The sequence below is a fragment of the Rhodococcus sp. IEGM 1381 genome (assembly GCF_030056795.1).
GTDB lineage: Bacteria > Actinomycetota > Actinomycetes > Mycobacteriales > Mycobacteriaceae > Rhodococcoides.
The window spans coordinates 16626-40531 of the sequence record NZ_JASHKQ010000008.1; the positions used below are offsets into that span (position 1 = coordinate 16626).

Consider the following 23906-nt stretch of genomic DNA (forward strand, 5'->3'; position numbering starts at 1 on the left):
TTCAGATGAGCGGCGACAGCATCGCATTCGACAACGTCTCGGTCACCTATGCGGGCGGCCACACTGCGCTCGACGGCGTGACGCTGGAGATTTCGGCGGGCCAGATGGTTGCCGTCGTCGGATTGTCGGGCGCAGGAAAGTCCACGCTGATTCGCACCATCAACGGCCTCGTTCCGGTCACCTCCGGCACCGTGACGGTCGGTGATCGCGCCGTGAACAACCTGAGCAGCAAAGGGTTACGGGATCTGCGCGGCGACATCGGAATGATCTTCCAGGGCTTCAATCTCGCCAAGCGCACCAGCGTGTTGAACAACGTGATGATGGGCCGACTGCACAGCTCGCCGATGTGGCGAACGCTGCTCGGTGCGTGGTCGGCCGAGGACACCGAATTGGGAATGCAGGCTCTCGAACGCGTCGAGATCGTCGGCAAGGCCTACGAGAAAGCGTCGTCGCTGTCCGGTGGGCAACAGCAACGTGTTGCCATCGCACGGGCATTGGCGCAGCAGCCGCGGGTGATCCTCGCGGACGAACCGGTGGCCTCGCTCGATCCGCCGACCTCGCACGTCGTCATGCGGGATCTGCAGCGCATCAACGCAGATCTAGGCATCACCGTCGTCGTCAACCTGCACTTCCTCGATTTGGCCAGGCGCTACGGCGACCGGTTGATCGGACTGCGCGATGGCAAGGTCGTGTTCGACGGCCATGGCCGCGACGCCGACGAATCGGTGTTCGAGAGCATCTACGGCCGCTCGCTGACCGCCGAGGACGTGCTAGAGGCCAAGGCCGAACTGTGACGAGTTCGGTATCGGAGAGGCCGCAGAAACCTCGATACGCATGGAAAACTGTTGTGGCCCTTGCTGTTATCGCGATCATCACAGTCTGGGCCGGAATCGGTGTCGGTGCCGACCTGGGCGACATCATCGACAACTGGGGCAACGCGACCGGCAAGCTCGTTCAGCTGATGCAGCCCGACTACTGGTTCTTCCCCGAGACCGTCGACGCGATCCTCGAGACGCTGCAGATGGCCGTCATTGCGACGGCGATCGGAGCCGCGATCTCCTTTCCACTCAGTTTTGCGGCCTCCCATGTCACCAACCCGAATCGACCGTTGCTGACGGTCGTGCGAGGAATCATGAATGTCGTACGCGCCGTGCCGGATCTGCTGTACGCGGCGGTGTTGGTCGCGGTGGTCGGCACCGGAGCGTTGTCGGGGATTCTGGCGCTGATCGTGTTCAACGTCGGCATCATCGTCAAGCTCGTCTCCGAGGCACTCGACTCCGTCGATCGTGGTCCGCAGGAAGCGGCCCTCGCTGCCGGGGGCACCTGGATCGCGGCCGATCGCAGCGCTGTTGCGCCGCAGATCTTTCCGGCGTTCGTCTCGCAGAGTCTCTACACGTTGGAGCTGAACGTCCGCGCCTCGGCGGTCATCGGACTCGTCGGCGCAGGAGGCCTCGGCATGCTGATCGACAACGTCCGCACCTTCTACAAGTATCACCAACTCAGCCTCATCATCCTCGAGATTCTCGTCATCGTCCTGGCGCTGGAACTGATCTCGTCCTGGGCCCGTCGAAAGTTGGTCGGATGAGCGTCATCGACCGCACCACCCGCGTCACCCCGCCTCGGCCGCGGAAGCCGCGGAGCATCCTGCGCAATGTCGTGTGGGTCGGAATCGTCGCACTGCTCGCACTGTCGTTGTACGGCATCGAGATTCGCTGGGACAGGTTGCTGGATCTCCCGCAGAACCTGGTGCGTTACGCAGGACTGATGTTCGTGCCGCCGGACGTATCCGCGCTGGGCAAGGCCGTGTCGGCCACCATCGAATCGGTCCAGATGGCATGGTTCGGAACGGTGCTCGGCATCGTCGTGTCGTTTCCGTTGAGCTTCCTCGCGGCCGCGAACATCGGGCCGCTCTGGCTGCGATGGCCGCTGCGTGTGGTGTTCGCCGTCATCAGGGCGGTGCCCGAGGTCGTCATCGCGATTCTCATCCTGTCGGTCACCGGGCTCACCGCGTTCACCGGAGCGCTCGCCATTGCCATCGGCTCGGTGGGCACCCTCGGCAAATGGGGATACGAGGCCATCGAAGGTGCCGAGAAGGGTCCGATCGAAGCGGCCCGGGCTGCAGGAGGTTCGACGGCGCAGATCGTGCGGTGGGGACTGTGGACCGACGTCGCCCCCGAGGTGTTCGCGTTCTGGCTCTATCGCTTCGAGATCAATGTTCGTGCGTCGGCCATCCTGGGTTTGATCGGTGCAGGCGGTATCGGCAGCATGTTGGTCGACAACGTGCAATACCGGCAGTGGGGTGCTGTGGGCATGCTGCTGATCGTCGTTGTGGTCATTACCGTGATCATCGATCAGATCTCCGGGCGGGTGCGTCGTCGCATCATCGACGGACGCTGGGGCCGGCAGAGAAAAGTATGAGCAAGATATGAGCATGGATCTCGCGCCGGGTGGAGTCGTCCCGCACATCAGATCGGTCATTCCGTCGATGCTGCCGGCCGAGCGGGCCGTTGCCGAGGTCTTTCTCTCTCGTCCCGCCGATATCGTCGAGATGTCCTCGCAGCAGGTCGCCGACGCGGCAGGCGCATCGCGAGCCTCGGTCGTGCGTACCTGCCAGAGTCTCGGTTTCGGCGGGTATCAGCAGTTGCGGGTGTTGCTCGCGCGTGACGCGGCACGCGCGCTACCCACCCAGGAGCGCTCGGCAGACGGCCCGTTCGCGATCGTGACCGAGACGTTCGCCCACGTCGGTGACTCCATAGCGGCGATGACGGCTCTGCTCACCACCGAGGACGTCACGCGCGCCGTCGACGCGCTCGCCGGTGCAGAGTCCATCGTGGTCATCGGGAACGGACTTTCGGCTGCCTTGGCTGCCGATACCGATGCCCGGATGCGCTCGCTGGGTCTGCGCTCGCACGCGCCCACCGACTCGATCGCCCAACAGGTAGCCGTTCGGCTTCTCACCGACCATGACGTCGCCCTCATCATCAGCGGGTCAGGCGCGACGAGTGCATCGACCAAGGCCGCTCAGGCCGCGCGGGAGCGAGGGGCCACCGTGGTGTCGGTGACCTCGTTCGCTCGCTCGACTCTGGCGGCCGCGTCGGACATAGCCTTGGTGGTGGGCATGCGAGATCTCAGTTTCCAGCGTGAACTCGCTGTCACCAGCCGCATTCCGCACGTGATCCTGCTCGAGGGACTGATGGCGGCGCTGACCGACGCGTTGGGGGACAGGGCGTCGGCAGCGATGGCCGCGACCCTCGAAGTCATTTCCGGCAACCTGGGTGAGTGAAGCGTCACCTGTGGTCGGTGACACCGTCGCACCGGTGTGCACGCTAGGTTCACTACGGTAGAAGGCGAGCAGCGGCGCTGAAGCTGCTCCCGCGGGCACGTCGACGACAGGACAGGGACCAACATCGTGAGTACAGACGACGCTGCCATAGCAACGGTCGTTGCCGGAGTCGACCTGGGTGACCCGGAACTCGCGCGATCCGTCGCCGACGGCCTCGCACGCGTCGAAGAGCTGATGATCAGCGAACTCTCCGATGGAGAAGACTTCCTGACCGAGGCCGCGCTGCACCTGGCCAAGGCCGGCGGAAAGCGATTCCGGCCTCTGTTCACGGTGCTCACCGGCCAGCTGGGACCGTCACCGACCGATCCGGCGATCGTCACCGCCGCCACGGTCGTCGAACTGGTTCATCTCGCGACGCTCTATCACGACGACGTCATGGACGAGGCCTCGATGCGCCGAGGTGCGGAGAGCGCGAACTCACGCTGGGGCAACAGTGTGGCGATTCTCGCGGGCGACTACCTGTTCGCGCACGCGTCGCGGCTGGTGTCCACCCTCGGTCCCGACGCCGTGCGCATCATTGCCGAGACGTTCGCCGAGCTGGTCACGGGGCAGATGCGCGAGACGATCGGAGCCAAGGGCACCGAGGATCCCGTCGCGCACTACCTGAAGGTCGTGTGGGAGAAGACCGGTTCGTTGATTGCGTCGTGCGGACGGTTCGGCGGAACGTTCAGTGGCGGCGACGCCGAGCACGTGGGACGCCTCGAGCGCCTCGGTGACGCCGTCGGAACCGCTTTTCAGATCTCCGACGACATCATCGACATCTCCTCGGCCACCGAGCAGTCCGGCAAGACCCCCGGCACCGACCTGAGGGAGGGCGTACACACTCTCCCGGTGCTCTTCGCGCTGCGCGAGGAAGGTGCCGACGGCGACCGGCTGCGCGAGATCCTGGCCGGCCCGGTCACCGAGGACGCCCTGGTCACAGAGGCCCTCGAGCTGTTGCAGCGCTCGCCAGGAATGGTCTCGGCCAAGAAGACGCTCGGGGAGTACGCAGCTCGGGCCCATGCAGAGCTCGCGCAGCTGCCGCAGGGACCGGCCAACGATGCACTCGGACGGTTGGTGGACTACACCGTCGAACGCGTGGGCTGACGACCGGGGAACTGCTGCTCGGGGTGTGTTCGTTGATCGGGTAGCGATACCCGGTACGAGGAGGCACCCCAAAGATGAACGGTTACGCGAACGGCGCGAAGACTTTCGGCCTGCTGGTCGGAATGTCCGCACTCATCGTCTTCATCGGCTCGCTGTTCGGTAACGCGACCATCCTGATCGGCTCCGTCGTCTTGGCCGTCGGCGTGAACGGCTATGCGTATTTCAACAGCGCGAAGATGGCCTTGCGGTCGATGCACGCGGTGCCGGTGACCGAGCTGGAGCAGCCGGCGATGTATCGGATCGTCCACGAGTTGGCTACGGCCGCTCATCAACCGATGCCCGCGTTGTACGTGAGCCCCACCAACAATCCCAACGCTTTCGCCACCGGGCGAAACCCGCGTAACGCGGCCGTGTGCTGCACCGAAGGCATCCTGCGGATCCTCGACGAGCGGGAACTGCGCGCCGTGCTCGGCCACGAGCTGTCGCACGTCTACAACCGCGACATACTGATCTCGTCGGTTGCCGGTGCGATGGCTTCGGTCATCTCGGGTCTGGCGAACCTGGCCTTCTTCGCCAACGTGTTCGGCGGACGCGGCAACGGGGGAGCGAACCCGCTCGCGCTGCTGCTGGTGTCGATGCTGGGGCCCATTGCGGCCAGCCTGGTTCGCCTCGCGGTCTCTCGCTCGCGTGAGTACCAGGCCGACCAGTCGGGAGCCGAATTGACCGGTGATCCGCTGGCGCTCGCGTCGGCGCTCCGCAAGCTCGAGCAAGGTGTGCAGCTGGCACCGCTGCCGCCCGAGCCGCGGCTGGCGGCGGAGTCACATCTGATGATCGCCAATCCGTTCCGAATCGGCGACAAGGCCGGCGCGCTCTTTGCCACCCACCCGCCGATGGCCGACCGCATCGAGCGACTCGAACGGATGGCCGGCCACCGGCCCTATTGAGCGGCTGCGCCGCATGTGAACGGAACTTCGTAGCCCACTACGAACTTCCGCTCACGTGCAGCGCAGCTGCTCTACCGGTAGTTGACGAACTGCAGTGCGATGCCGAAATCCTCGTTCTTGAGCAACTGCTGGATGGCCTGGAGGTCGTCGCGCTTCTTGCTGCTCACGCGCAGCTCGTCGCCCTGGATCTGCGCTTTGACACCCTTGGGTCCGTCGTCGCGGATCTTCTTCGAGATCTTCTTGGCGTTCTCGGTGCTGATGCCCTGCACGAGCTTGCCGGTCACCTTGTAGACCTTGCCGGATGCGGCCGGGTCGTTGGCCTCGAAGGACTTGAGCGAGACGTCGCGTCGAATCAGTTTTTCCTTGAACACGTCCAGGGCGGCTTTGACCTTCTCCTCGGATTCGGACGTGATGACGATGGTCTCGGCCTCGCCGCTGCCGGACCATTCGATGCTGGTGTCGGATCCACGGAAGTCGAAGCGGGTCGCCAGCTCCTTCGCGGCTTGTCCCAGAGCGTTGTCCACTTCCTGGCGGTCGACTTTGCTCACTACGTCGAAGGACGAATCAGCCACTTCTCACACTCTCCAGTCGAATCGAAATATTTGATGTGGCGATGGTGTGGCCCACATCCTGCAGGGACTTTATCGGCCCGCTACCGACCGTATCCACCCGGTTTGCGTTCCGGGGGGACGTTCGTTGTATTCTTCTCACCGCGCCGAAGAGCAGGACGAGCTTCGATCGCAGCACGGCAGATTGCCCGAGCGGCCAATGGGAGCGGACTGTAAATCCGTCGGCTTATGCCTACGTAGGTTCGAATCCTACATCTGCCACACCTGGAACCCCGGCGAGTGTTTCTCTCGCTGGGGTTTCCATGTGAAGAGGACATGGAAGGGTCGCTGACCACGTAATTTGGTACTGGGCGCTCCGAATGTGTAACCTCTTGAAGGCTTCAGCGCACGGCAACGTGAACTGATCCCGCCCCCTTAGCTCAGTCGGTAGAGCGTTTCCATGGTAAGGAAAAGGTCAACGGTTCGATTCCGTTAGGGGGCTCGCTGGATTGGATTGCTCGACGTCGCGTTCCTTACGTGGGATGGTAGACGATGAGCACCTGAGGCGGTGTAGCTCAGTTGGTAGAGCAAACGACTCATAATCGTTGCGTCGCCGGTTCAAGTCCGGTCACCGCTACACAGTAAGCAAGCACGACCAGTAGCACCCATGAACAGTCCTGATTGACCCAGATCAGATTTACCCGAAAGTAGGCGTCCAGTGGCCTCCTCCACCGATGTGCGGCCCAAGATCACCTTGGCCTGCGAGGTTTGCAAGCACCGCAACTACATCACCAAGAAGAACCGTCGGAACGATCCCGACCGTATCGAGCTGAAGAAGTTCTGCTCCAACTGCGGAACACACCGGGCTCACCGCGAATCTCGCTAGATTGCACGGCTCGCTGGTTCGCAGTTCCGATCTCTAATCGGCGCCCGGCGTTAGGTCGCATTTTCTTTCCCTAACGGCTCTTGCGTCCAGGGTAGAAAAGGTCTCCACCGTGTCACAAGCTCCACATGACGTCCCGGCCATGGATGCATCCGCACACGCGGCGTCCATGGTCGGTTCTCATTTTCGCGTCGACGACTTCTACGAGGTCGGCCGCGAGAAGATTCGTGAGTATGCGCGTGCCGTCCAAGATTCTCATCCCGCGCACCACGACGAGGACGCAGCGAAGGGCCTCGGTTACGATGGTCTCCTCGCGCCCTTGACCTTCATTTCGCTGCTCGGCATCATGTCGCAGACCCGGATGTTGCAAGAGTTCATCACCGGTTACGACCCCAGCCAGATCCTGCAGACCGATCAGCGGCTGGAATTCCATCGCCCGATCCAGGTCGGCGACCGGATCTTCTGCGACGTCTATCTCGAGTCGTTCCGGCAGATGAGCGGCAGCGACATCATGACCACCAAGAACATCATCACCGATCAGAATGGTGACCTCGTGCAAACCACGTGGACGACCATTGTGGCTCGTACCGGTGGCGAGATCGACGAGAACATCGCGCACGCGGTCAAGGAAGTGATCAGGCATGGCGCTTCGTAACTTCGACGACGTGTCCGTCGGCGAAGAGCTACCCGAGCGCATCGTGTCTCTGACCCGTGGCGACCTGGTGAATTATGCGGGCGTATCCGGCGATCCCAACCCGATCCACTGGAGCGACGAGGTAGTCGAACTGGCCGGACTGGACAACGTGATCGCGCACGGCATGCTCACGATGGGTCTCGGCGCAGGCGTCGTCACTTCGTGGCTCGGCGATCCGGGTGCGGTCACCGAATACAACGTGCGCTTCTCCAACCCGGTGTATGTCTCGGCAGATTCCGCAGCGCAGGTCGAGTTCACCGGCAAGATCAAATCGATGGACGCCGAAGCGCGAACTGCGACCGTTGCCATCGTCGCGAAGTCCGCGGGCAAGAAGATTTTCGGGCGAGCGACCGCAACGGTACGTTTGGCCTGAGCATGTCGATCCGGCCGCGGAGGTTCGTGGGCGTGACGACGGGATTTATCTGTTCCGAAGGGTGTGCAGTACACTGAGATTTCTGGGGTAATCCGGCGCTCTGCGCTGCCCGCGTCCTCTTCCTGAGGTTGTGTGGGTGGCTCGCAGGAGTCGGATGGACACCAGAGCGGCCGAGAAGATTCGGCCGAAGGGGCGTAGCTCAATTGGTAGAGCAACGGTCTCCAAAACCGTAGGTTGCAGGTTCAAGTCCTGTCGCCCCTGCCCAAGGTGTCAGCAACTGAGAGGAACGACGTGAGCGAGGAGCGCGGTAAGCGCGACGGTCGATCGGGGGAGTTCGAGGACTCTTCGGCCCCAGACGACGTCGTACCTGGCTCCGAGGGCCGTCTCTCCGACACTGACACGTCCGCCGGTGAATCTGCTGCGGAGGCAGTTGTGCCCACCGGTAAACGATCGTCGAGCAGGTCACGCAGCGGTGCCGCGGGTGTGTCTATGACGAAGGCCCCGACCCCGCCGGCGAATGCCAAGTCCGGCAAAGCACGTTCGGGCAAGACCAAGGCAGACAAACGGCCCAACGTTTTTCTGCGGCTGCTCCAGTTCTTCCGCGAAGTCGTTGCCGAACTGCGCAAGGTCATCTGGCCGAACAAGAAGCAGATGGTCACCTACACCACCGTCGTGCTCGTCTTCCTGGCGTTCATGGTCGCGTACATCAGCGGTCTCGACGTGTTGTTCCTCAAGGGCGTCGGCTGGCTGTTCGGCTGACCGACACGGCTGACATTTCGACGATCGAACCGAGCAGGAAACTAGAGAAAGGGTGCTGACGTGAGCACGCCGCACAACGACGCCACCGAAGTGGCCGCATTCGACGCCGATGTCGAGGCGACCAAGCAGGGCCTCGAAGCGGAGCAGGCCGCTCAGGACCGCGAGACCGACGAAGCAATCAAGGCCGATGTCGCCGCTGCCGCCGGGGACGACGTTCCCGCCGAAGGCGACGAGGTGGCCGATGCCGCAGCTGACGCCGACGTCACGGCAGAGCCCGAGGATCCCGTCGCCGAGATGAAGGCGGCTCTGCGTCGCGCGCCCGGCGACTGGTACGTCATTCACTCGTACGCCGGATACGAGAACAAGGTCAAGGCCAACCTCGAGACCCGTGTTCAGAACCTCGACGTCGGCGACTACATCTTCCAGGTGGAAGTCCCCACCGAAGAGGTCACCGAGATCAAGAACGGTCAGCGCAAGCAGGTCAACCGCAAGGTTCTGCCCGGCTACATCCTGGTCCGCATGGAACTCAACGACGAGTCCTGGGGCGCGGTGCGCAACACCCCCGGCGTTACCGGATTCGTCGGCGCCACGTCACGTCCGTCACCGTTGACCATCAACGAGGTCGTCAAGTTCCTCATGCCGCAGGAAGGCGCCAAGAAGGACGCGAAAGCGACCGCAGGCGCAGGCGACCAGAGCGGCGACACCACGTCGAAGCCGACCATCGAGGTCGACTTCGAGGTCGGCGAGTCGGTCACCGTCATGGACGGCCCGTTCGCGACTCTCCCCGCCAGCATCAGCGAGGTCAACGCAGAGCAGCAGAAGCTCAAGGTGTTGGTATCGATCTTCGGCCGTGAAACCCCGGTCGAGCTCGGCTTCACCCAGGTCTCCAAGATCTAGAAGCCGCGCGCACAGACTTGCAGTAGCAACCGCAAGAAAACCCGAGCGAATACAAGGAAAAAGAAATGCCCCCGAAGAAGAAGAAGCTAGCCGGGATCATCAAGCTTCAGATCCAGGCCGGTGCCGCCAACCCGGCACCGCCCGTCGGCCCCGCATTGGGCCAGCACGGCGTCAACATCATGGAGTTCTGCAAGGCGTACAACGCCGCGACCGAGTCGCAGCGCGGCAACGTCGTGCCGGTCGAGATCTCGGTCTACGAAGACCGCACGTTCGACTTCAAGCTCAAGACTCCTCCCGCTGCCAAGCTGCTGCTCAAGGCTGCAGGCGTGGCAAAGGGCTCCGGCGAGCCGCACAAGACCAAGGTCGCCAAGGTGACCATGGATCAGGTGCGCGAGATCGCCAAGACCAAGGCCGAGGACCTCAACGCCAACGACATCGATCAGGCCGCGAAGATCATCGCCGGCACTGCTCGCTCGATGGGCATCACCGTCGAAGGCTGATTTACCCAGAAATACACGTGGGAGAGCCGGCCAGGCTCGTCAACCACACTGAACTCGAACGAAGGACAGCAAGACATGGCAAAGCGCAGCAAGGCATATCTCGAACACGCCGCCAAGATCGACCAGGACAACCTCTACTCGCCTCTCGAAGCCGCAAAGCTGGCCAAGGAGACCGCGTCGAGCAAGTTCGACCCCACCGTCGAGGTTGCAGTGCGACTCGGCGTCGATCCCCGCAAGGCCGATCAGATGGTGCGCGGCACCGTCAACCTTCCCCACGGCACCGGCAAGACCGCTCGGGTTATTGTTTTCGCCGCTGGTGAGAAGGCCGCAGAGGCCGAGGCAGCAGGAGCCGACGTCGTCGGCGCAGAAGATCTGATCGAGCGCATCCAGGGCGGATTCCTGGACTTCGACGCGGCGATCGCCACCCCGGATCAGATGGCCAAGGTCGGCCGTATCGCCCGTGTCCTCGGACCGCGTGGCCTGATGCCGAACCCGAAGACGGGCACGGTCACCAACGACGTGACCAAGGCTGTCAACGACATCAAGGGCGGCAAGATCAACTTTCGCGTCGACAAGCAGGCCAACCTGCACTTCGTCATCGGTAAGGCCTCGTTCGACGAGACCAAGCTGGTGGAGAACTACGGCGCAGCGCTGGACGAGATCCTGCGTGCAAAGCCGTCGTCGGCCAAGGGTCGTTACGTCAAGAAGGTCACCGTCTCGACCACCACTGGACCCGGCGTCCAGGTCGATCCGAACCGTACGCGCAACCTCCTCGAGGACGACGCGAACGCGTAATTCGACAGCTCCGAACGAAGGCCGGTCTCCCTGCGGGAGGCCGGCCTTCGTCGTGTGGTCCTGGCGAAAATCTAGGCCGCGTTCGCGCGAGCGAAGTTGGCCAGGATGATGCCGCTGATGCGGTCGAGCAACGCTGCGGGTAAGTCGTGTGCCATGCCGTCGATCAGCGTGAGCTCGGCACCCGGGACGGCGCGGGCGATGGCCTTGCCACAGGACGGTCGGACCAGTCTGTCGGCGGTGCCGTGAATGACCGTGGTCGGTGCGGTGATCTTCTTCGCGTAGGGCCGCAAGTTTCCGGTGCCGGTGATCGCAGCCATCTGACGCACGACGCCGGACGGGTTGTAGTTCCGCTCGTACATCACCTGCGCGATTTCGAGTTGCTCCTCGAGTGGAGTGCGGAAGCCGGGGGAGCCGATGGTTGACAGCGTCTTCGCCGAATGCGCGATGATCTCCTCTCTCGTGGCGTCCTTCCCGACGCCACCGAGCAGGGGCAGCAGGGCGCGTGGGTCCGGCGGAGGCAGGAACGGCTCGTTGGTGCTCGAGAAGAGAATGCCCACCGATTCGGTTCGTTCGGGGTAGCTACCGGCGAAGACCTGAGTGATCATCCCGCCCATCGACGCACCGACGACGTGCACGGTATCGATGCCGAGGTGATCGAGTACTCCGACGGCGTCGGAGGCCATGTCGACGATCGTGTACGGAACGTCCGAGGACATCCCGAGCTCGTGTCGGATCATTCGAAGGATCGTCGATCCCCGCACCTTCTGCCCGGTCATCTTCGTGGACAGTCCGATGTCGCGGTTGTCGATCCGGATCACTCGGTATCCCGCATCGACGAGGCGGGTACAGAAATCCATGGGCCACAACGTCAATTGCGCGGACAGGCCCATGATCAGCAGGACCGCGGGATCATCGACCGAACCCATGTCTTCGTACGCGATCTCGACGGAGTTCGCCGGCGCGATGCCTTGTTCGATTCTCATGATGTCGTTCCTACCAGCCCGGCTCGCCGAGTATCGGCACCACCAGGTAGCTCGGGCTCTCCGGGTCGATGCTGATGTCCTGTTTGCGCAGCCGAGTACGCAGTAGATCCGGCAAGATCGGGATGAACCGTGGTGTGTCGGTAGCGAATACGTCGACTCGGAGTCGGTGGCCAGTCGCGATGACGGCCTCGGTGGTGAGGATGTCTATGTCGAGAACCATGGGTTTGCCGACGGGCACCGGGAGCAGCGCCGCTTCGGTGAGCGGGTGGTACGGCCGGGTGTAGTCGCCGTTCGGGGCGAACAACGAACGCTCGTCGTCCACGGCTCGGCGCGAGGCGAGAAGTGCGCCGTTGCTGAGCACCGTCGAAGTCCCGTCCGGAGCGACGTCGCAGATCATGATGGCCCACAGCGCTTCCCGCGCGTGGCAGACCACGCGCAGGTGCAGATTCATCGGACCGGACAGAACGGCGTCCGACTCGGCCGGACCGGTGGTGAAGGTAACTGCGGCACCTTCGGCGAATCGGTTGTCGTAGGTGAATCCACCGCCCAACACGGCCGTCACGCCGGCGAGCACCTGGGTGGTGTCACGCGAGACGACGGCCCGCAACGAGGGCCGCACCGTCAGGACATCGCGGTCTGTGGCGGGTGCGGTGGTGAGGCTGCCGTCGGCGACGGCATGGGCTGCGGTGCCCGAGGGCGCAGCCGACAGGTAGAGTCTCCGGGGCTGCGCCATGGGAGCTGGAAAGCGCCCGTGCGCAGTCCAATTGCCACCCTGCTGACGCAGGGTGACGGGACCGTAGTTCTCGATTCCGTTGTCCACGTCGCGCAGCCACTTGTCGAACCAGGCCCGTTCGAGCACGTCCAGGCGAGGCGGGAAGCCCGGTTCGCCGAAGCCGATTCCCGGGTTTCCGTGGTATCCGTCGCCGACGAGCAGCTGCTTGAATCCGCGTTCGAGAGCGAGCCGATTGTAGATGTCCGGTGCGGAGCCGCCGAAGATGTCGTGCCAGCAGCCGTACAGAAATGTCGGTGCCGAGATGTCTTCGATGACGGCATCGATGGTTTCGTAGTACTCGTTGTCGTAGATTCGCGGATCTCTACCTGTGACAAAGCCTTTGGCCAGATCGAGCAGATTTGTCGCCGGGGATCGAGCGCGATCGCGGAGCCAGTCGAGCGTGTCGATTCCGCCGACCGCAGGCGCCCATTTGAGCCCGTTGACGGCCGCGAGCCACAGCGGAATGAACGCCGAGGTGGCACCTCCGGTGGCGAAGATCTCGCGCACGATGTCCACCGACCCTTCGACCGCGAACACCGCGTCGAGGCCGGCAGGCTGCTTGGCTGCGGCCTGCAGGGCGTTGATGGCGGAGTACGAGATTCCGGCCATCCCGATCCTGCCGTTGCACCACTGCCTGCGTCGGGCCCACTCGATCACCTCGAGCGAGTCGAGCTGTTCTCGGGGGCCCAGCACGTCCCAGGTGCCCGAGGAGCTGCCGGTGCCGCGGACGTCGACGATCATCTGCACGTACCCGCTGCGCACGAGATGACGGTTGACCGAGAGCAGGTCGGCCGCCCCGCCCGCCACCACTCGGGTGATCTCGGTGATGCCGTCGAATCTGGTTCCGGTCAGGTCGAATGCGGACGAGAACGCTCTGATCGCACGGCCGAGGACCGGGGTCTCGAGGACGGTGTCGATGCCCTTGATCAGCAGCTTGTTGTACGGCGTGAGGTTCAGGACGGTGGGAAACGTGCCCTCCACCGCCCGTCCCGACGCGTCCGCGGGGCGAAAGACATAAGCGCGCAATGCCGTTCCGTCGCTCATCGGAATGCGCACGTTCGCCGTGACGGACACCCGCGGGTAGCGCGGTTGCTCGCGCACGATGGCCGCCCATGCCGCCGCTGCGTCGCCGCCGCTCGGATCGCGTACGGGTTGCAGGAGGGGGTGTGGCTGTACTGCCGTCATGGGAAACGATTAGACCGTCGAAGGGCCCCGTTTGTCATGCGGAATGGAAATCACCCGTGATCCCGCCGGGTCGGTCGGTCGATCGGACTACATCTATTGGGAGTGTTCTCAACGGCGGTTGAGTGTCGCTGTGGGTCCTACCAGAGATTCTCGAAACCACGTATTTCGCCACCGACCCCGTTGCTAGCGTCTTCCTCGACGTCAGGTTGATTCGAGCTATTTGCTGCAGGGGAGCACACATGAATTTAGAGGCACTGTTCGGGGACGGATCGCTTCGACCGCTATGGCCGCATGCGGATGCGCTGATCACCAACGAATGCCCGGGGCTCCGCTTCGCCGGGAAGTACGCCGACGTCGTCGCTGTGAGCAACGGTGATCCGACCGCGCTGCGTCCGTTCATCGACGAGGACACTCGTCGGCGCGTGGCCGAAATGGCGCCACCACGCACCGACACCGCGCTCGTGCTGGGAGCCAACGGCTTTCTCGGTGCGCACCTGATCGGCCGTCTCACTCGTGATGCCGCTGTCGAGGTCGTCTATGCAATGGTGCGTCCCACCGAAGAGGAATCGGCACTCGAGCGTCTGCAGCGCACGTTCGATCTGTACGAGATCACCGTGGATGCCGACAAGATCCGCATCGTCGAGGGCACTCCGACGAAGTTCCGTTTCGGTCTCGACAAGGCGGCCTACTACGAGCTGGCTGCCGGAGCGGGGCAGATTTTCAACTGCGCCAGCTCGACCGATTACACGGAGAGCTACGCCGATCTGCGCGACGACTGGTTCGTGAGCGTGCTGCGCATCCTCGAATTCAGCATCACTTCCACCCGCAAGCACCTGACCTATGTCGGCAGCATCGGCGCTCACCTCTACCAGAAGCCGGAGGACTTCCGCCGCGCCGATTCGTGGTGGTACTCCGGGTACGCGCAGATGAAGTGGGTCAACGCGACGCTGCTCGGATGGCTGTCGATGTCGGACACCTACTCGGTCACCCTGTGCGAGGCTCCCTACATCCTCGGCAGCACCGAACTGGGGCGTGATCCGGGTCGGGTCTACAGCTTCTGGCGCATCATCGAACTGGCGATCGCCGCCGGTGCCATCTGGGACGGGCCGGGAATGAACTACGTTCCGGTCGACGTGATGTGCGACGTCATGGCGAGCAATGCGCTGCGGAGTCATCCTCTGACGCGGATGTTGCCGAGCAATCCGACCGGCTACGGCCATGACCTCTACGCCGAGCTCCTCGGCCTCGACCTGGTGAGCTGGGAGGAATTCAAGGAGCGTGTCAGTGTGCGCATCTCGCCTCGTTTCGCCGAGACGATGCTGGCCGACAACATCGACAAGCTGATGCGACTGGTGCACAAGCCCGAGGCGATTCTGCCTGTCGACCACGACATCTCCTGGTGCGATCACCGCCGGCTGTTCGAGCTCTACTTCGACAAGGCTCAGCTCAAGACGCTCACGCCCACTGCCGCCAACTGACGTGGCGGACGGATTCGAGCCAACGTCGGTACGCCTGCGAGACGTACCCATCGGCCGCGAGGTGACCAACGGCGTTCTCTCGCTGGGCTTCTACGTGGTGTGCGGGCTGATCGGGCTGCTGCCCGGCTCGCTGCGGAATCGGGCAGCCGATGCCTTCGTGACGTGGTCGGAGAGCGTCGACGAACAGCGGCACAGCTGATGTCGTGGGTTCGGTGGGCAGTCGGCCTCGGTGCGGTGCTGGCAGCTCCGTTCGCGTTGTTCGTGTACTGGCGGACTCGGTTCTTCTTCCGCGATCCGCACCGAGTACCGCCTGCCGATCCGCGGGCGGTACTAGCCCCGGCCGACGGGTTCGTCACGTACGTCAAACGCGTGGAGGCGGGCAGTACCGCGTTCGCCGTCAAGAAGGGGCGGACGATCGTCCTCGACGAGATCGCGGGAGTCAGCTCGACCGACAGCGGTTACCTGATCGGCATCTACATGTCCGAATACTCGGTGCACCGCAATCGAATTCCGGTGTCGGGCACCGTCGGCATGCGTCGCCACCGGTCCGCCGCACCGTTCAACAAGTCGATGGCCAGGGTCGGCGCGAACCTGTTGACCCGACGCACTCCCTACGACGAGGGCTGCGACTATCTGCTCACCAACGAGCGGCTCACCATCTCGATCGAGCACGAGTCCGGTGCCGTTGTCACGGTGACGCAGATTGCGGATCTGTGGGTCGACCGCATCGTCGCGCACGTCGCCGTCGGTGACAGCGTCGAACGCGGCGAGCAGTACGGGATGATCCGGTTCGGGTCGCAGTGCGACGTGTTCGTGCCGGACTCACTCGTCGATGAGATCAGCGTTCGGCCAGGGAAATACGTGTTCGCCGGGGAGACGACAGTGGCCCGTTCGCCGATCCCAGTCAACGGCAGTCAACGATAACGAAGAGGGACAATGATCACGATCGAAGAGGTCGCCGGTAAGGCTGGCTGGCGCGAGTTCGAGGCCGTCGCGGACCTGGTCTACCACGGTGATCCGTATCGTCTCCCCGACGAGTCCATGGATCTGCGTCGAGTACTGATCGCACCGCCGCCCTCAGTCGCCGCCACCCGCATCACGCAGGCATTTCTGGCGCGCGAGAACGGAATCGTCGTCGGTCGCGTCGTGGCAATCCACGATCTGTCGTTCACCGAGTACACGGGGGAGTCGATCGGCTTCTTCGGCTTCTACGAGGCCGTCGACGACCACGAGGTCGCGACAGGTCTGCTCGACGCCGCTGCGGCATGGGTCTCCGGCCGCGGCCTGGCCACGATGTCCGGACCTTTCGGACCGTCGATGTTCTACAGCGCAGGCATCGTCGTGGACGACGCACCGGCACTTCCTCTGGTGGGTATGCCGCACAATCCGCTGTACTACGCGGCCCACTTCGAGAAGTGGGGCCTCGTCGGAATCAAGGATTTCTACAGTTATCTGTTCGATGATCCGTGCGTGATCTTCAACCGTCCCGAATATGCCCGTCACATCCAGATATTCGAGAAGGTCAAGGCCCGGTCGGAGGTGACGATCCGGTCGATGAAGTATCGGACGCTGCGTCGCGACGCACGTGTCGTCCGGGACCTGTACAACAAGACGTTCGTGAATTTCTGGGGCTTCTCGCCTCTGTCGTTCGTCGAACTGTACGAGTTGCTGAAAATGATGCTCCCCGTTCTCGATCGCCGGCTGACCCTGATGGCGGAGTTGGACGGAAAGCCGGTCGGCTTCCTCATGGGAATTCCGGACGTCAACCAGGCGGCGGCGAAGGCTGCGCATCTGAAGTCTCGGTTGCTCCGTGATCTCGTGACCCTGTGGCATGTCAAGCGCTCCGGCCGAACCGACGTCATCGACGGCGTACGGGTCGACATGCTGTTCGTCGACCCCGACTGCCCGGACAAGGCGGTGTCGTCGTTGCTCATCCTGGAAATGTCCGTGCGGATGCGCGATCTCGGCTTCACCCGAGTCGAAGCTGCACCGGTACTGGACGACAGCCCTTGGATGAAGGGGTCGATTCTGACGCGGATGGATCAATCACCGCATCGGACGTATCGCATCTTCAACCGGGAACTCTCCGACTTCGGGTCACAGCCGGCATGACCGCGGACACGGCAGTTCGCGAACCCGACTTGGCTTCCCGCAGCGTCGGCTACCGCTGGGGCCGGGTGATCGCTCGGCATCGTTGGGTCGTGCTCGCGGTGTGGGTCATCCTTGCCGCGGGCTCGGCGTTCCTCTACCCAGGTCTACAGCACTCCCTCGTCGGTGCGAACTTCTCGGTTCCCGGTACCGAATCGAGCCGGGTCGACGAATTGATCGAAGAGAACTTCGACTCGTTCGGGTCCGAGCAGATGGTCGTGACGTTCACGTCGGAGACATCGACGGTTCAGAGCCCAGCGTTCCGAGATCGGGTATCGGAGGTCATCGCGTCTCTCCGGCAATCACCTGATGTGCTGCGCGTGGTGGCTCCCTACGAGACCGCAGGTCTGGTGCCACAGCTTTCCGAGGACGGCACTTCGGCACTGGCACTGATCGGAGTGGGAGGGGATGCACGCGATCGAATCGGTGTTGCCGAGCGCATTCAGGAGTTGATCGCTGGAGCATCGAGCGACGGCGTCGAGGTGTCGGTCACCGGCTACTCTCCCATGACCGTCGACTTGACCAGGGTTCAATCGGACGACGCGGCGCGCGCAGAGAGCATCGGTCTTCCGGTGGCGTTGGTGCTCCTGACTCTCGCACTCGGATCTGTTGTCGCGGGAATTGTTCCGCTGGTCACGATCGGGATCGGCGTGCTGACCGCGTTCGGTGTATTCGCGTTGCTGTCCAATGTTCTGACGTTCGACGTGCTCGTGACCACGGTCGCGGCCATGTTCGGGCTCGGACTCGGTATCGACTACGCACTGTTCATCGTGAGCCGGTTTCGGGAGGAGATGGACCGCACGGCGGGAGTGCCGCGAACGGGCAGCGAACGAGAGCGAACCGACGAGGCCGTCGGTACCGCGCTGGGGACAGCCGGCCACACGATCGTCATTTCGGGGTTGGTCATTCTCATCGCGCTGGGTGCGCTGACCATCGTCGACGTTCCCGCAGTGCGCAGCATCTCGTTGGTCGTGGCACTGACGGTCACTTGTGTGGTCGTTGTGGCGTGGACGTTGTTGCCCGCGATACTCGCCGTCCTCGGCACCCGGATCGGAAAATGGTCGCTGCCGAAGCGGTTCCAGCCGTCGTCGGTCGGCGAGCACGCAGCGGCCATCCCCACGTGGTGGTCGCGCTGGGCCCGGCACGTCATCGAGCGACCCTGGCGCTATACCGCCCTGCCTGCGGCACTGTTCTTCGTCTGCCTGATTCCGATCGGCTCGATTCAGTACGGAGTCGATCTGGGAGCCGACGCGCTGAGCGCCGAGCCCAGCGGACGTGCCAACGCCGTTCTCATGGACAAATTTGCACCAGGAACAATTTCTCCCATCAACGTTGTGTTCACCGGGGAGAACGATCAACCGCTCGATTCTGTGCAGGCGGAGACCGTCACGTCCGTCGCCGACGATATTCGAGCCGACGATCGCGTCGCGTATGCAATTGCCCAGCAGGAGGGCGGCCGCGCGCTGCTGATTGTGGTGCCGTCGGTACCGATCGACTCGACCGAGGCCACCGATCTGGTTGGTTCCATTCGAGATCAGGCGGTTCTCGCGGGCTTGCGTGACGGAACGATCGCTTCGGTCGGCGGCACAACAGCGTTGGTCGTCGACGCCTCGCACGAGATATCGAGCAAGTTCCTGTGGGTGGTCCTGGCAGTACTTGCGTTCTCCCTGGTGTATCTCGGGGTCGTCTTCCGCAGCGTGGTGATCCCGATCAAGGCGGTGGCAATGAACGTCTTGGTCACCGGTGCCGCGCTGGGAGCTACGGTCGCGGTGTTCCAATGGGGTTGGGGCTCTGCATTACTGGGCTTCGAGAGCCCCGGATACATCCAGGTCTACCTGCCGGTGACAGTGTTTGCCGTGGTGTTCGGCCTCTCGATGGACTACGAGGTGTTCCTGATCGGCCGCATGCGTGAGGTGTTCGTACGCCTGTCGAGCAGGTCCGACAGTCCCGACACCGACACCGACACCGCGAACGACACCGCCGTCGTCGACGGGCTGGAGCACACAGCGAGACCGATCACGGCTGCGGCAGCGATCATGATCGCGGTGTTCGCGAGTTTCCTCACCGCCGATGTCCTCGAACTGCAACAGTTCGGCTTTGCCCTGGCAGTAGCCGTTCTGTTCGACGCCGTACTGGTCCGCATGATGTTGGTGCCCGCGATGATGAAACTGTTCGGTGCCCGCAATTGGTGGCCCGGAGTGCGTCGGACTCAGTCGGTCGGCAACTGAGCCGACGCCAGCACGGAGCCGTCGGAACCGCGGATCTCGATCTCGGTCACGTCCTGGCGCAGCACCGCGGCGTTCATTCGGCATTCGATGGTGACGTCGCTACCGAGAAAGGTGCCGGATGGGCGCTCGACACCCGACCGGTCGACGAGAACCACCTCGTACGGGCCGCGGTCGGAGACACCGTCCATCTCCAGGACGGTCTCGGTGCCCCACGTGTGGGCCACCAGGCCTCCTTCGATGTCGACGCTCGGCGTGCTCGTCGTGAAGGCGATTTCTTCGTAGGCACCGAGGGTTCCCGGCGGTCCGGTGATCGCGGCCGGTGGATTCTCGGGCTGCTGGTGGTAGGCGTCGACTCCGAGTACGGCCCCGCTGCCGACCACCAAGCCCACGATCGCGGCCGCAGCGGCCACACCAGCTGATCGGCGCTGCATTCCGAATCGTTGTGTTCCGAATCGCTGCCGCTCGGTGTTGACCGTCGCCGCGAGGATGCGCTCGCGTAGTTCGGGTGCCGTCGGTGGTTCGAGCCAGGGCTCGGTCGGTCCACGCCGGCCCAGGATGTCCGTCATCGCGCGCAATTCGGCGATCTCGGTGTCGATCGTGAGGTCCGCCGCAGCGAGCTCGCGCAGTTCGGAGGTTTCGGCGTCGTCGAGATCGTCGCCGACTGCAGCGGCGATCAACTCGGCTCGGCGATCGTGTGATGCGCTCATGTTTCCTCCTTTCCGTCGAGGTGGTCTCGTAGGGCTCGCATTGCGTAGAAGGTGCGGGTGCGCAGTGTTCGTACGGCAACCCCGGTCGCTTCGGACAGCTCCGCGTAGGTGCTGCCGCTCAGGTGCACTGCGACGACGACCTGCCGATGCTCGGGGGAGAGCAGGGCCAGCGCGGCGATGATGCGGAGCCGTTCGTCGACATCGGGGCTGGTGTCGCGCGTGACCCCGCCCGACCCCCGATCGATGTCCTCGATCCGGTCCGAGGCCGGCATCGGCATCCTCGTCAGCGATCGCTGAACATCGACGATCACGTTGCGTTCGATGGCGAACAGCCACGTTCGCAGCGACCCGCGCCGCGGCTCGAATCGGGACCGCGCTCGCCATGCCCGAAAGAAGGTCTCCTGAACGCAATCCTCGGCCAGAGTTCTGTCGCGGAGAGCGTTGACGGCGAACCCGAGCATGGCCGACGCGTGCTCGTCGTACGCGGCAGCGACGTCGAAGTCCAGTTCGATCACGCTCCCGATGCTCATGACAGTGGATACGTCGGTGGGCCCCCGGACGTTCATATCCAGGACTGAAATATTTGTTTACCGAGCTTTGAACATTCTGGCATCGGCGCTCGTACACCTTCCACGGGCTCGCCTGCCCGATACTCCCACGGAAGGCACACGAGATGACCAGACGCTCGATCCCACGCCCGGCAATGTCGATCCGATCCACCGCCACAGCGCTCGTCGGTGGTACCGCGGCCCTGATGCTGTTCGCCGTTGCCCCGGCCGGTGCCGATACGCCTGTCGCCGAACCGGACTCCTTCACCAGCGCATTCACGGCCATGGCCACTCCCGAACAGGTGCTCAACGGTGAGGGCGTCGCCACTCCGGGGCAGCCCGGCGCGATGGGTACCTTCACGCTGCGCATCAACTCCGACCTCGACATCGTCTGCTACGACATCACTCTCGAAGGCGTGACCGGCGACTACATGAGCCCGGCCAAGACCGCCACGCACATCCACCAGGCGGCGGCAGGCGCAGCAGGACCTCCGCGTCTGGCATTCCCGAACCCGACCCCCATCGGCGACGGCCCGCGTACCAGCAGCGGCTGCATGCAGGGACCGTTCACCACCGGCCTCACTCCGGCCGGTGCCACCGCCGACAGTGGTACCGGATTCACCCTCGATCAGATCGAAGCCGATCCCGCGGCCTTCGCCGCCGACACCCACACCGTCGACTTCGCGGCGGGAGCGGTGCGCGGCCAGCTCACCCAGATTCCGGTCGGGTCCGTTGCGACCGGTGGCGGTGGGTCGGCGCTGGCGGCGTCCGACTCGGCGTCGAGCTCGGTGCTGCCCGTCGTCGGCGCGGTGGCTCTGGGTGCGATGGTCGTCGCGGGCGTGACGTTCGCGGCTCGACGCGAGGTGCGGAGCTGAGATATTCGGTCCTGATCGCGGCCGCGGCCGCGGCTTTGGTGGTGGTGGGCTGTTCCCCGCCACCACCAACGCCACCGGTGCCGGCCGCCCCCGTGTCCTCGCAGCCGTCGTCGGGCGCTGCCCCGACTGCGCCTGCCGTGGACTCGGTCAGACCGGCCCCGACGCGGGTGAGCGCCGTGGACATCGGTCTCGACGAGCCGTTGATCGGCCTGGGTCTCACCGAATCGGGGGAGATGCAGGTGCCCACCGACTACGACGACGTCGGATGGTTCACCGGAGGTGGCAGACCCGGCGCGATCGGAAGTCCGACGGTGATAGCCGGGCACGTCGACTCGACGACCGGTCCCGCGGTGTTCGATCGTCTGTCGGAACTCGGAACCGGCGATGTCGTCGCGGTCGAGGACGAGGCGGGTGGTCGAGCCGAGTACCGCATCGACGAGATCGGTGACTACGGCAAAGTCGAGTTCCCGACGGCGCTGGTCTTCGGGGCGGTGCCTGCCGACGAGATCCGGCTCATCACCTGTTCGGGTGACTTCGATGCAGCCGTGGGCAGCTACGAGCGCAACCTGGTTCTCTACGGGGTGCGCATATGACAGTGCGAACGGCGAACGTTTTGGAGTTGACGCCGAACGTGTTGTAACCTGGTCGACGGTTCGGATCACGAGTGCTTGCACTGGTGCCCTGACCGCCCAATCAAGTTCTACCCAAGACCGTTGGTCACCGCCTTCTCGAAGGATTCACTTCCGGGAGTTGCGCGGTTGAAGGTCCGAGATCGCTTCGGACGGCCCACGCAGGAGAACGAGGTAGGGAACCTGTATGCAGTCCTCGCGGCTGCCCGCTCGTTCACGCCCCGTGTGCTTCTTGCGCCGGGGCGTTCGTCGTTTTCCGGCCCTCTCGCGATCGACACAACTTCCCACGAGAGGAGGCGAAGTATGGCAAAGCCCGAAAAGGTCTCAGCAGTATCGGAGATCACCGAACAGTTCAAGGGTTCGACGGCTGCCGTCGTCACGGAATACCGTGGCCTGTCGGTGTCCGGTCTGACTCAGCTCCGGCGTGCGCTCGGCGAAGGTGCCACGTACTCCGTCGCCAAGAACACCCTGGTCAAGCGCGCAGCAGCCGAGGCCGGCATCACCGGCCTCGACGACTTGTTCGTCGGACCGACCGCCATTGCATTCATCAAGGGCGAGCCGGTCGACGCAGCGAAGGCCATCAAGGCCTTCGCGAAGGACAACAAGGCCTTGATCGTCAAGGGCGGCTACATGGACGGCGCAACGCTGTCCGTGGACGAGATCAACAAGATCGCAGACCTCGAGTCGCGCGAAATCCTGTTGGCCAAGCTCGCCGGCGCCATGAAGGGCAACTTGTCGAAGGCTGCAGGCCTGTTCAACGCTCCCGCATCGCAGTTCGCGCGTTTGGCGTTCGCGTTGCAGGAGAAGAAGGCTGCCGGCGCACCCGCCGCAGCCGAGGCACCTGCAGAAGCAGAAGCACCGGCGGAAGCTCCCGCCGAAAGCTGATCCGCTGGTATCGGCGAACAGCTCAGCTCCACACCATCACCGAACACCAGTCGCGGATCAGCGACCAGGTACTTACAGGAAGGACCCGCCACCATGGCGAAGCTCAGCACCGAAGAATTGCTCGACCAGTTCAAGGAGCTCACCCTCCTCGAGCTCAGCGAGTTCGTGAAGGCATTCGAGGAGACCTTCGAGGTCACCGCAGCCGCTCCCGTCGCAGTTGCAGCAGCAGGCGCAGCCGGTGCTCCGGCTGAGGCTGCCGAGGAGCAGGACGAGTTCGACGTCGTCCTCGAGTCGGCCGGCGACAAGAAGATCCAGGTCATCAAGGTCGTCCGTGAGGTCGTCTCCGGCCTCGGCCTGAAGGAAGCCAAGGACCTCGTCGAGAGCGCTCCGAAGGCAATCCTGGAGAAGGTCGCCAAGGATGCAGCCGAGGCTGCCAAGGAGAAGCTGGAAGCTGCCGGCGCAAAGATCTCCGTCAAGTAAGACCGCTTCGTTGCAGTCGTACTTCACGCTCTGAAATCGAGCGAGTCGAGGGGTCGTTCCCACTTCGGTGGGGACGGCCCCTTTTCGGTGTTTTCGGTGGCACCGGATGACTCGTCGTTGTGATCGGTCACGGACTCCGCCGGATCGCGTGACACTCGCTCTGCGC

The 23906-nt window shown here is 63.8% G+C and carries 27 protein-coding genes and 4 tRNA genes; 26 read left to right on the plus strand and 5 right to left on the minus strand.

Annotation, left to right across the window (positions count from 1 at the left end):
• The first annotated feature begins 5 nt into the window (after positions 1–5).
• The 6 genes from phnC (at position 6) to htpX (ending at position 5373) form a co-directional block, all read left to right on the plus strand.
• Entirely contained in the window at positions 6–794 is a 789-nt protein-coding gene (gene phnC / locus QM797_RS17565) for a phosphonate ABC transporter ATP-binding protein (protein WP_283276962.1), read from the plus strand.
• Positions 795–847: 53 nt separating this feature from the next.
• The gene (gene phnE / locus QM797_RS17570; protein ID WP_283276963.1) at positions 848–1585 is read left to right on the plus strand and encodes a phosphonate ABC transporter, permease protein PhnE; all 738 of its coding nucleotides are present in this window, start codon (positions 848–850) and stop codon (positions 1583–1585) included.
• Positions 1582–2418, plus strand: coding sequence for a phosphonate ABC transporter, permease protein PhnE (gene phnE, locus QM797_RS17575; protein WP_283276964.1), 837 nt, complete (start codon positions 1582–1584; stop codon positions 2416–2418). The genes phnE (QM797_RS17570) and phnE (QM797_RS17575) overlap by 4 nt, the downstream gene beginning before the upstream one ends.
• Before the next feature lie 7 nt (positions 2419–2425).
• A complete protein-coding gene (locus QM797_RS17580; protein ID WP_283276965.1) occupies positions 2426–3283 on the plus strand; it encodes a MurR/RpiR family transcriptional regulator in 858 nt (285 codons plus the stop codon).
• Positions 3284–3409: 126 nt separating this feature from the next.
• On the plus strand, positions 3410–4429 hold the full coding sequence (locus QM797_RS17585; RefSeq protein WP_283276966.1) for a polyprenyl synthetase family protein: 1020 nt from the start codon (positions 3410–3412) through the stop codon (positions 4427–4429).
• A 74-nt stretch (positions 4430–4503) separates the two neighbouring features.
• On the plus strand, positions 4504–5373 hold the full coding sequence (htpX, locus tag QM797_RS17590) for a zinc metalloprotease HtpX (RefSeq protein WP_283276967.1): 870 nt from the start codon (positions 4504–4506) through the stop codon (positions 5371–5373).
• A 71-nt stretch (positions 5374–5444) separates the two neighbouring features.
• Here the strand turns inward: htpX and QM797_RS17595 are convergent, their stop codons facing one another.
• A complete protein-coding gene (locus QM797_RS17595) occupies positions 5445–5945 on the minus strand; it encodes a YajQ family cyclic di-GMP-binding protein (RefSeq protein ID WP_283276968.1) in 501 nt (166 codons plus the stop codon).
• 175 nt (positions 5946–6120) lie between these two features.
• Here QM797_RS17595 and QM797_RS17600 point away from each other — a divergent pair.
• From QM797_RS17600 to rplA, 11 genes are all read left to right on the plus strand, one after another.
• Positions 6121–6203 (plus strand) — tRNA-Tyr (locus QM797_RS17600).
• A 147-nt stretch (positions 6204–6350) separates the two neighbouring features.
• Positions 6351–6423: transfer RNA gene (locus QM797_RS17605), tRNA-Thr, on the plus strand.
• A 62-nt stretch (positions 6424–6485) separates the two neighbouring features.
• Positions 6486–6558, plus strand: a tRNA-Met gene (locus QM797_RS17610).
• 81 nt (positions 6559–6639) lie between these two features.
• On the plus strand, positions 6640–6807 hold the full coding sequence (rpmG, locus tag QM797_RS17615; protein WP_027498281.1) for a 50S ribosomal protein L33: 168 nt from the start codon (positions 6640–6642) through the stop codon (positions 6805–6807).
• Between the two features lie 139 nt (positions 6808–6946).
• Entirely contained in the window at positions 6947–7459 is a 513-nt protein-coding gene (gene hadA, locus QM797_RS17620; RefSeq protein WP_283277101.1) for a (3R)-hydroxyacyl-ACP dehydratase subunit HadA, read from the plus strand.
• Entirely contained in the window at positions 7446–7871 is a 426-nt protein-coding gene (gene hadB / locus QM797_RS17625; protein WP_283276969.1) for a (3R)-hydroxyacyl-ACP dehydratase subunit HadB, read from the plus strand. Before hadA ends, hadB begins: the two co-directional genes overlap by 14 nt.
• A 188-nt stretch (positions 7872–8059) precedes the next feature.
• Positions 8060–8132, plus strand: a tRNA-Trp gene (locus QM797_RS17630).
• Positions 8133–8162: 30 nt separating this feature from the next.
• On the plus strand, positions 8163–8630 hold the full coding sequence (gene secE, locus QM797_RS17635) for a preprotein translocase subunit SecE (RefSeq protein ID WP_283276970.1): 468 nt from the start codon (positions 8163–8165) through the stop codon (positions 8628–8630).
• 60 nt (positions 8631–8690) lie between these two features.
• Entirely contained in the window at positions 8691–9527 is an 837-nt protein-coding gene (gene nusG / locus QM797_RS17640; RefSeq protein ID WP_283276971.1) for a transcription termination/antitermination protein NusG, read from the plus strand.
• Between the two features lie 65 nt (positions 9528–9592).
• Entirely contained in the window at positions 9593–10027 is a 435-nt protein-coding gene (rplK, locus tag QM797_RS17645; RefSeq protein WP_075839252.1) for a 50S ribosomal protein L11, read from the plus strand.
• Between the two features lie 75 nt (positions 10028–10102).
• Positions 10103–10822 (plus strand): 50S ribosomal protein L1, encoded by a 720-nt coding sequence (rplA, locus tag QM797_RS17650; protein WP_283276972.1) that lies wholly within the window; start codon positions 10103–10105, stop codon positions 10820–10822.
• 71 nt (positions 10823–10893) lie between these two features.
• On the opposite strand, the gene QM797_RS17655 is transcribed toward rplA, so the two are convergent.
• Together QM797_RS17655 and QM797_RS17660 are read right to left on the minus strand one after the other, a co-directional pair.
• A complete protein-coding gene (locus QM797_RS17655; RefSeq protein ID WP_283276973.1) occupies positions 10894–11805 on the minus strand; it encodes an alpha/beta fold hydrolase in 912 nt (303 codons plus the stop codon).
• A gap of 10 nt (positions 11806–11815) precedes the next feature.
• Positions 11816–13762 carry a CocE/NonD family hydrolase gene (locus QM797_RS17660; protein WP_283276974.1) on the minus strand — a complete coding sequence of 649 codons (1947 nt, stop codon included), beginning with the start codon at positions 13760–13762 and terminating at the stop codon, positions 11816–11818.
• Positions 13763–14001: 239 nt separating this feature from the next.
• Here QM797_RS17660 and QM797_RS17665 point away from each other — a divergent pair, with 239 nt between their 5' ends.
• Genes QM797_RS17665 through QM797_RS17685 form a run of 5 tightly spaced genes read left to right on the plus strand, consistent with a single transcriptional unit; the run spans position 14002 to position 19616 of the window.
• Positions 14002–15240 (plus strand): SDR family oxidoreductase, encoded by a 1239-nt coding sequence (locus QM797_RS17665; RefSeq protein ID WP_283276975.1) that lies wholly within the window; start codon positions 14002–14004, stop codon positions 15238–15240.
• A 1-nt stretch (position 15241) separates the two neighbouring features.
• Positions 15242–15439 (plus strand): serine/threonine protein phosphatase, encoded by a 198-nt coding sequence (locus QM797_RS17670; RefSeq protein ID WP_283276976.1) that lies wholly within the window; start codon positions 15242–15244, stop codon positions 15437–15439.
• The gene (locus tag QM797_RS17675) at positions 15439–16164 is read left to right on the plus strand and encodes a phosphatidylserine decarboxylase (RefSeq protein WP_283276977.1); all 726 of its coding nucleotides are present in this window, start codon (positions 15439–15441) and stop codon (positions 16162–16164) included. The genes QM797_RS17670 and QM797_RS17675 overlap by 1 nt, the downstream gene beginning before the upstream one ends.
• A gap of 12 nt (positions 16165–16176) precedes the next feature.
• Positions 16177–17352: a hypothetical protein gene (locus QM797_RS17680; RefSeq protein ID WP_283276978.1), complete on the plus strand. Its 1176-nt coding sequence runs from the start codon at positions 16177–16179 to the stop codon at positions 17350–17352.
• The gene (locus tag QM797_RS17685; protein ID WP_283276979.1) at positions 17349–19616 is read left to right on the plus strand and encodes an MMPL family transporter; all 2268 of its coding nucleotides are present in this window, start codon (positions 17349–17351) and stop codon (positions 19614–19616) included. The genes QM797_RS17680 and QM797_RS17685 overlap by 4 nt, the downstream gene beginning before the upstream one ends.
• Here the strand turns inward: QM797_RS17685 and QM797_RS17690 are convergent.
• A complete protein-coding gene (locus QM797_RS17690; RefSeq protein ID WP_283276981.1) occupies positions 19598–20323 on the minus strand; it encodes a hypothetical protein in 726 nt (241 codons plus the stop codon). The genes QM797_RS17685 and QM797_RS17690 overlap by 19 nt on opposite strands.
• Positions 20320–20889 (minus strand): RNA polymerase sigma factor, encoded by a 570-nt coding sequence (locus QM797_RS17695; RefSeq protein WP_283276982.1) that lies wholly within the window; start codon positions 20887–20889, stop codon positions 20320–20322. The genes QM797_RS17690 and QM797_RS17695 overlap by 4 nt, the downstream gene beginning before the upstream one ends.
• A gap of 107 nt (positions 20890–20996) precedes the next feature.
• Between QM797_RS17695 and QM797_RS17700 the strand changes: the two genes are divergently transcribed.
• The 4 genes from QM797_RS17700 to rplL all read left to right on the plus strand — a co-directional run bounded on the left by QM797_RS17700 (position 20997) and on the right by rplL (position 23740).
• Positions 20997–21746, plus strand: coding sequence for a CHRD domain-containing protein (locus QM797_RS17700; RefSeq protein ID WP_283276983.1), 750 nt, complete (start codon positions 20997–20999; stop codon positions 21744–21746).
• Between the two features lie 77 nt (positions 21747–21823).
• Positions 21824–22339 (plus strand): class F sortase, encoded by a 516-nt coding sequence (locus QM797_RS17705; protein ID WP_283276984.1) that lies wholly within the window; start codon positions 21824–21826, stop codon positions 22337–22339.
• A 339-nt stretch (positions 22340–22678) separates the two neighbouring features.
• Positions 22679–23260 (plus strand): 50S ribosomal protein L10, encoded by a 582-nt coding sequence (gene rplJ / locus QM797_RS17710; RefSeq protein WP_032380459.1) that lies wholly within the window; start codon positions 22679–22681, stop codon positions 23258–23260.
• A gap of 93 nt (positions 23261–23353) precedes the next feature.
• Complete coding sequence (rplL, locus tag QM797_RS17715) at positions 23354–23740, plus strand: 50S ribosomal protein L7/L12 (RefSeq protein WP_032380460.1); 387 nt, start codon at positions 23354–23356, stop codon at positions 23738–23740.
• Positions 23741–23906: the final 166 nt, after the last annotated feature.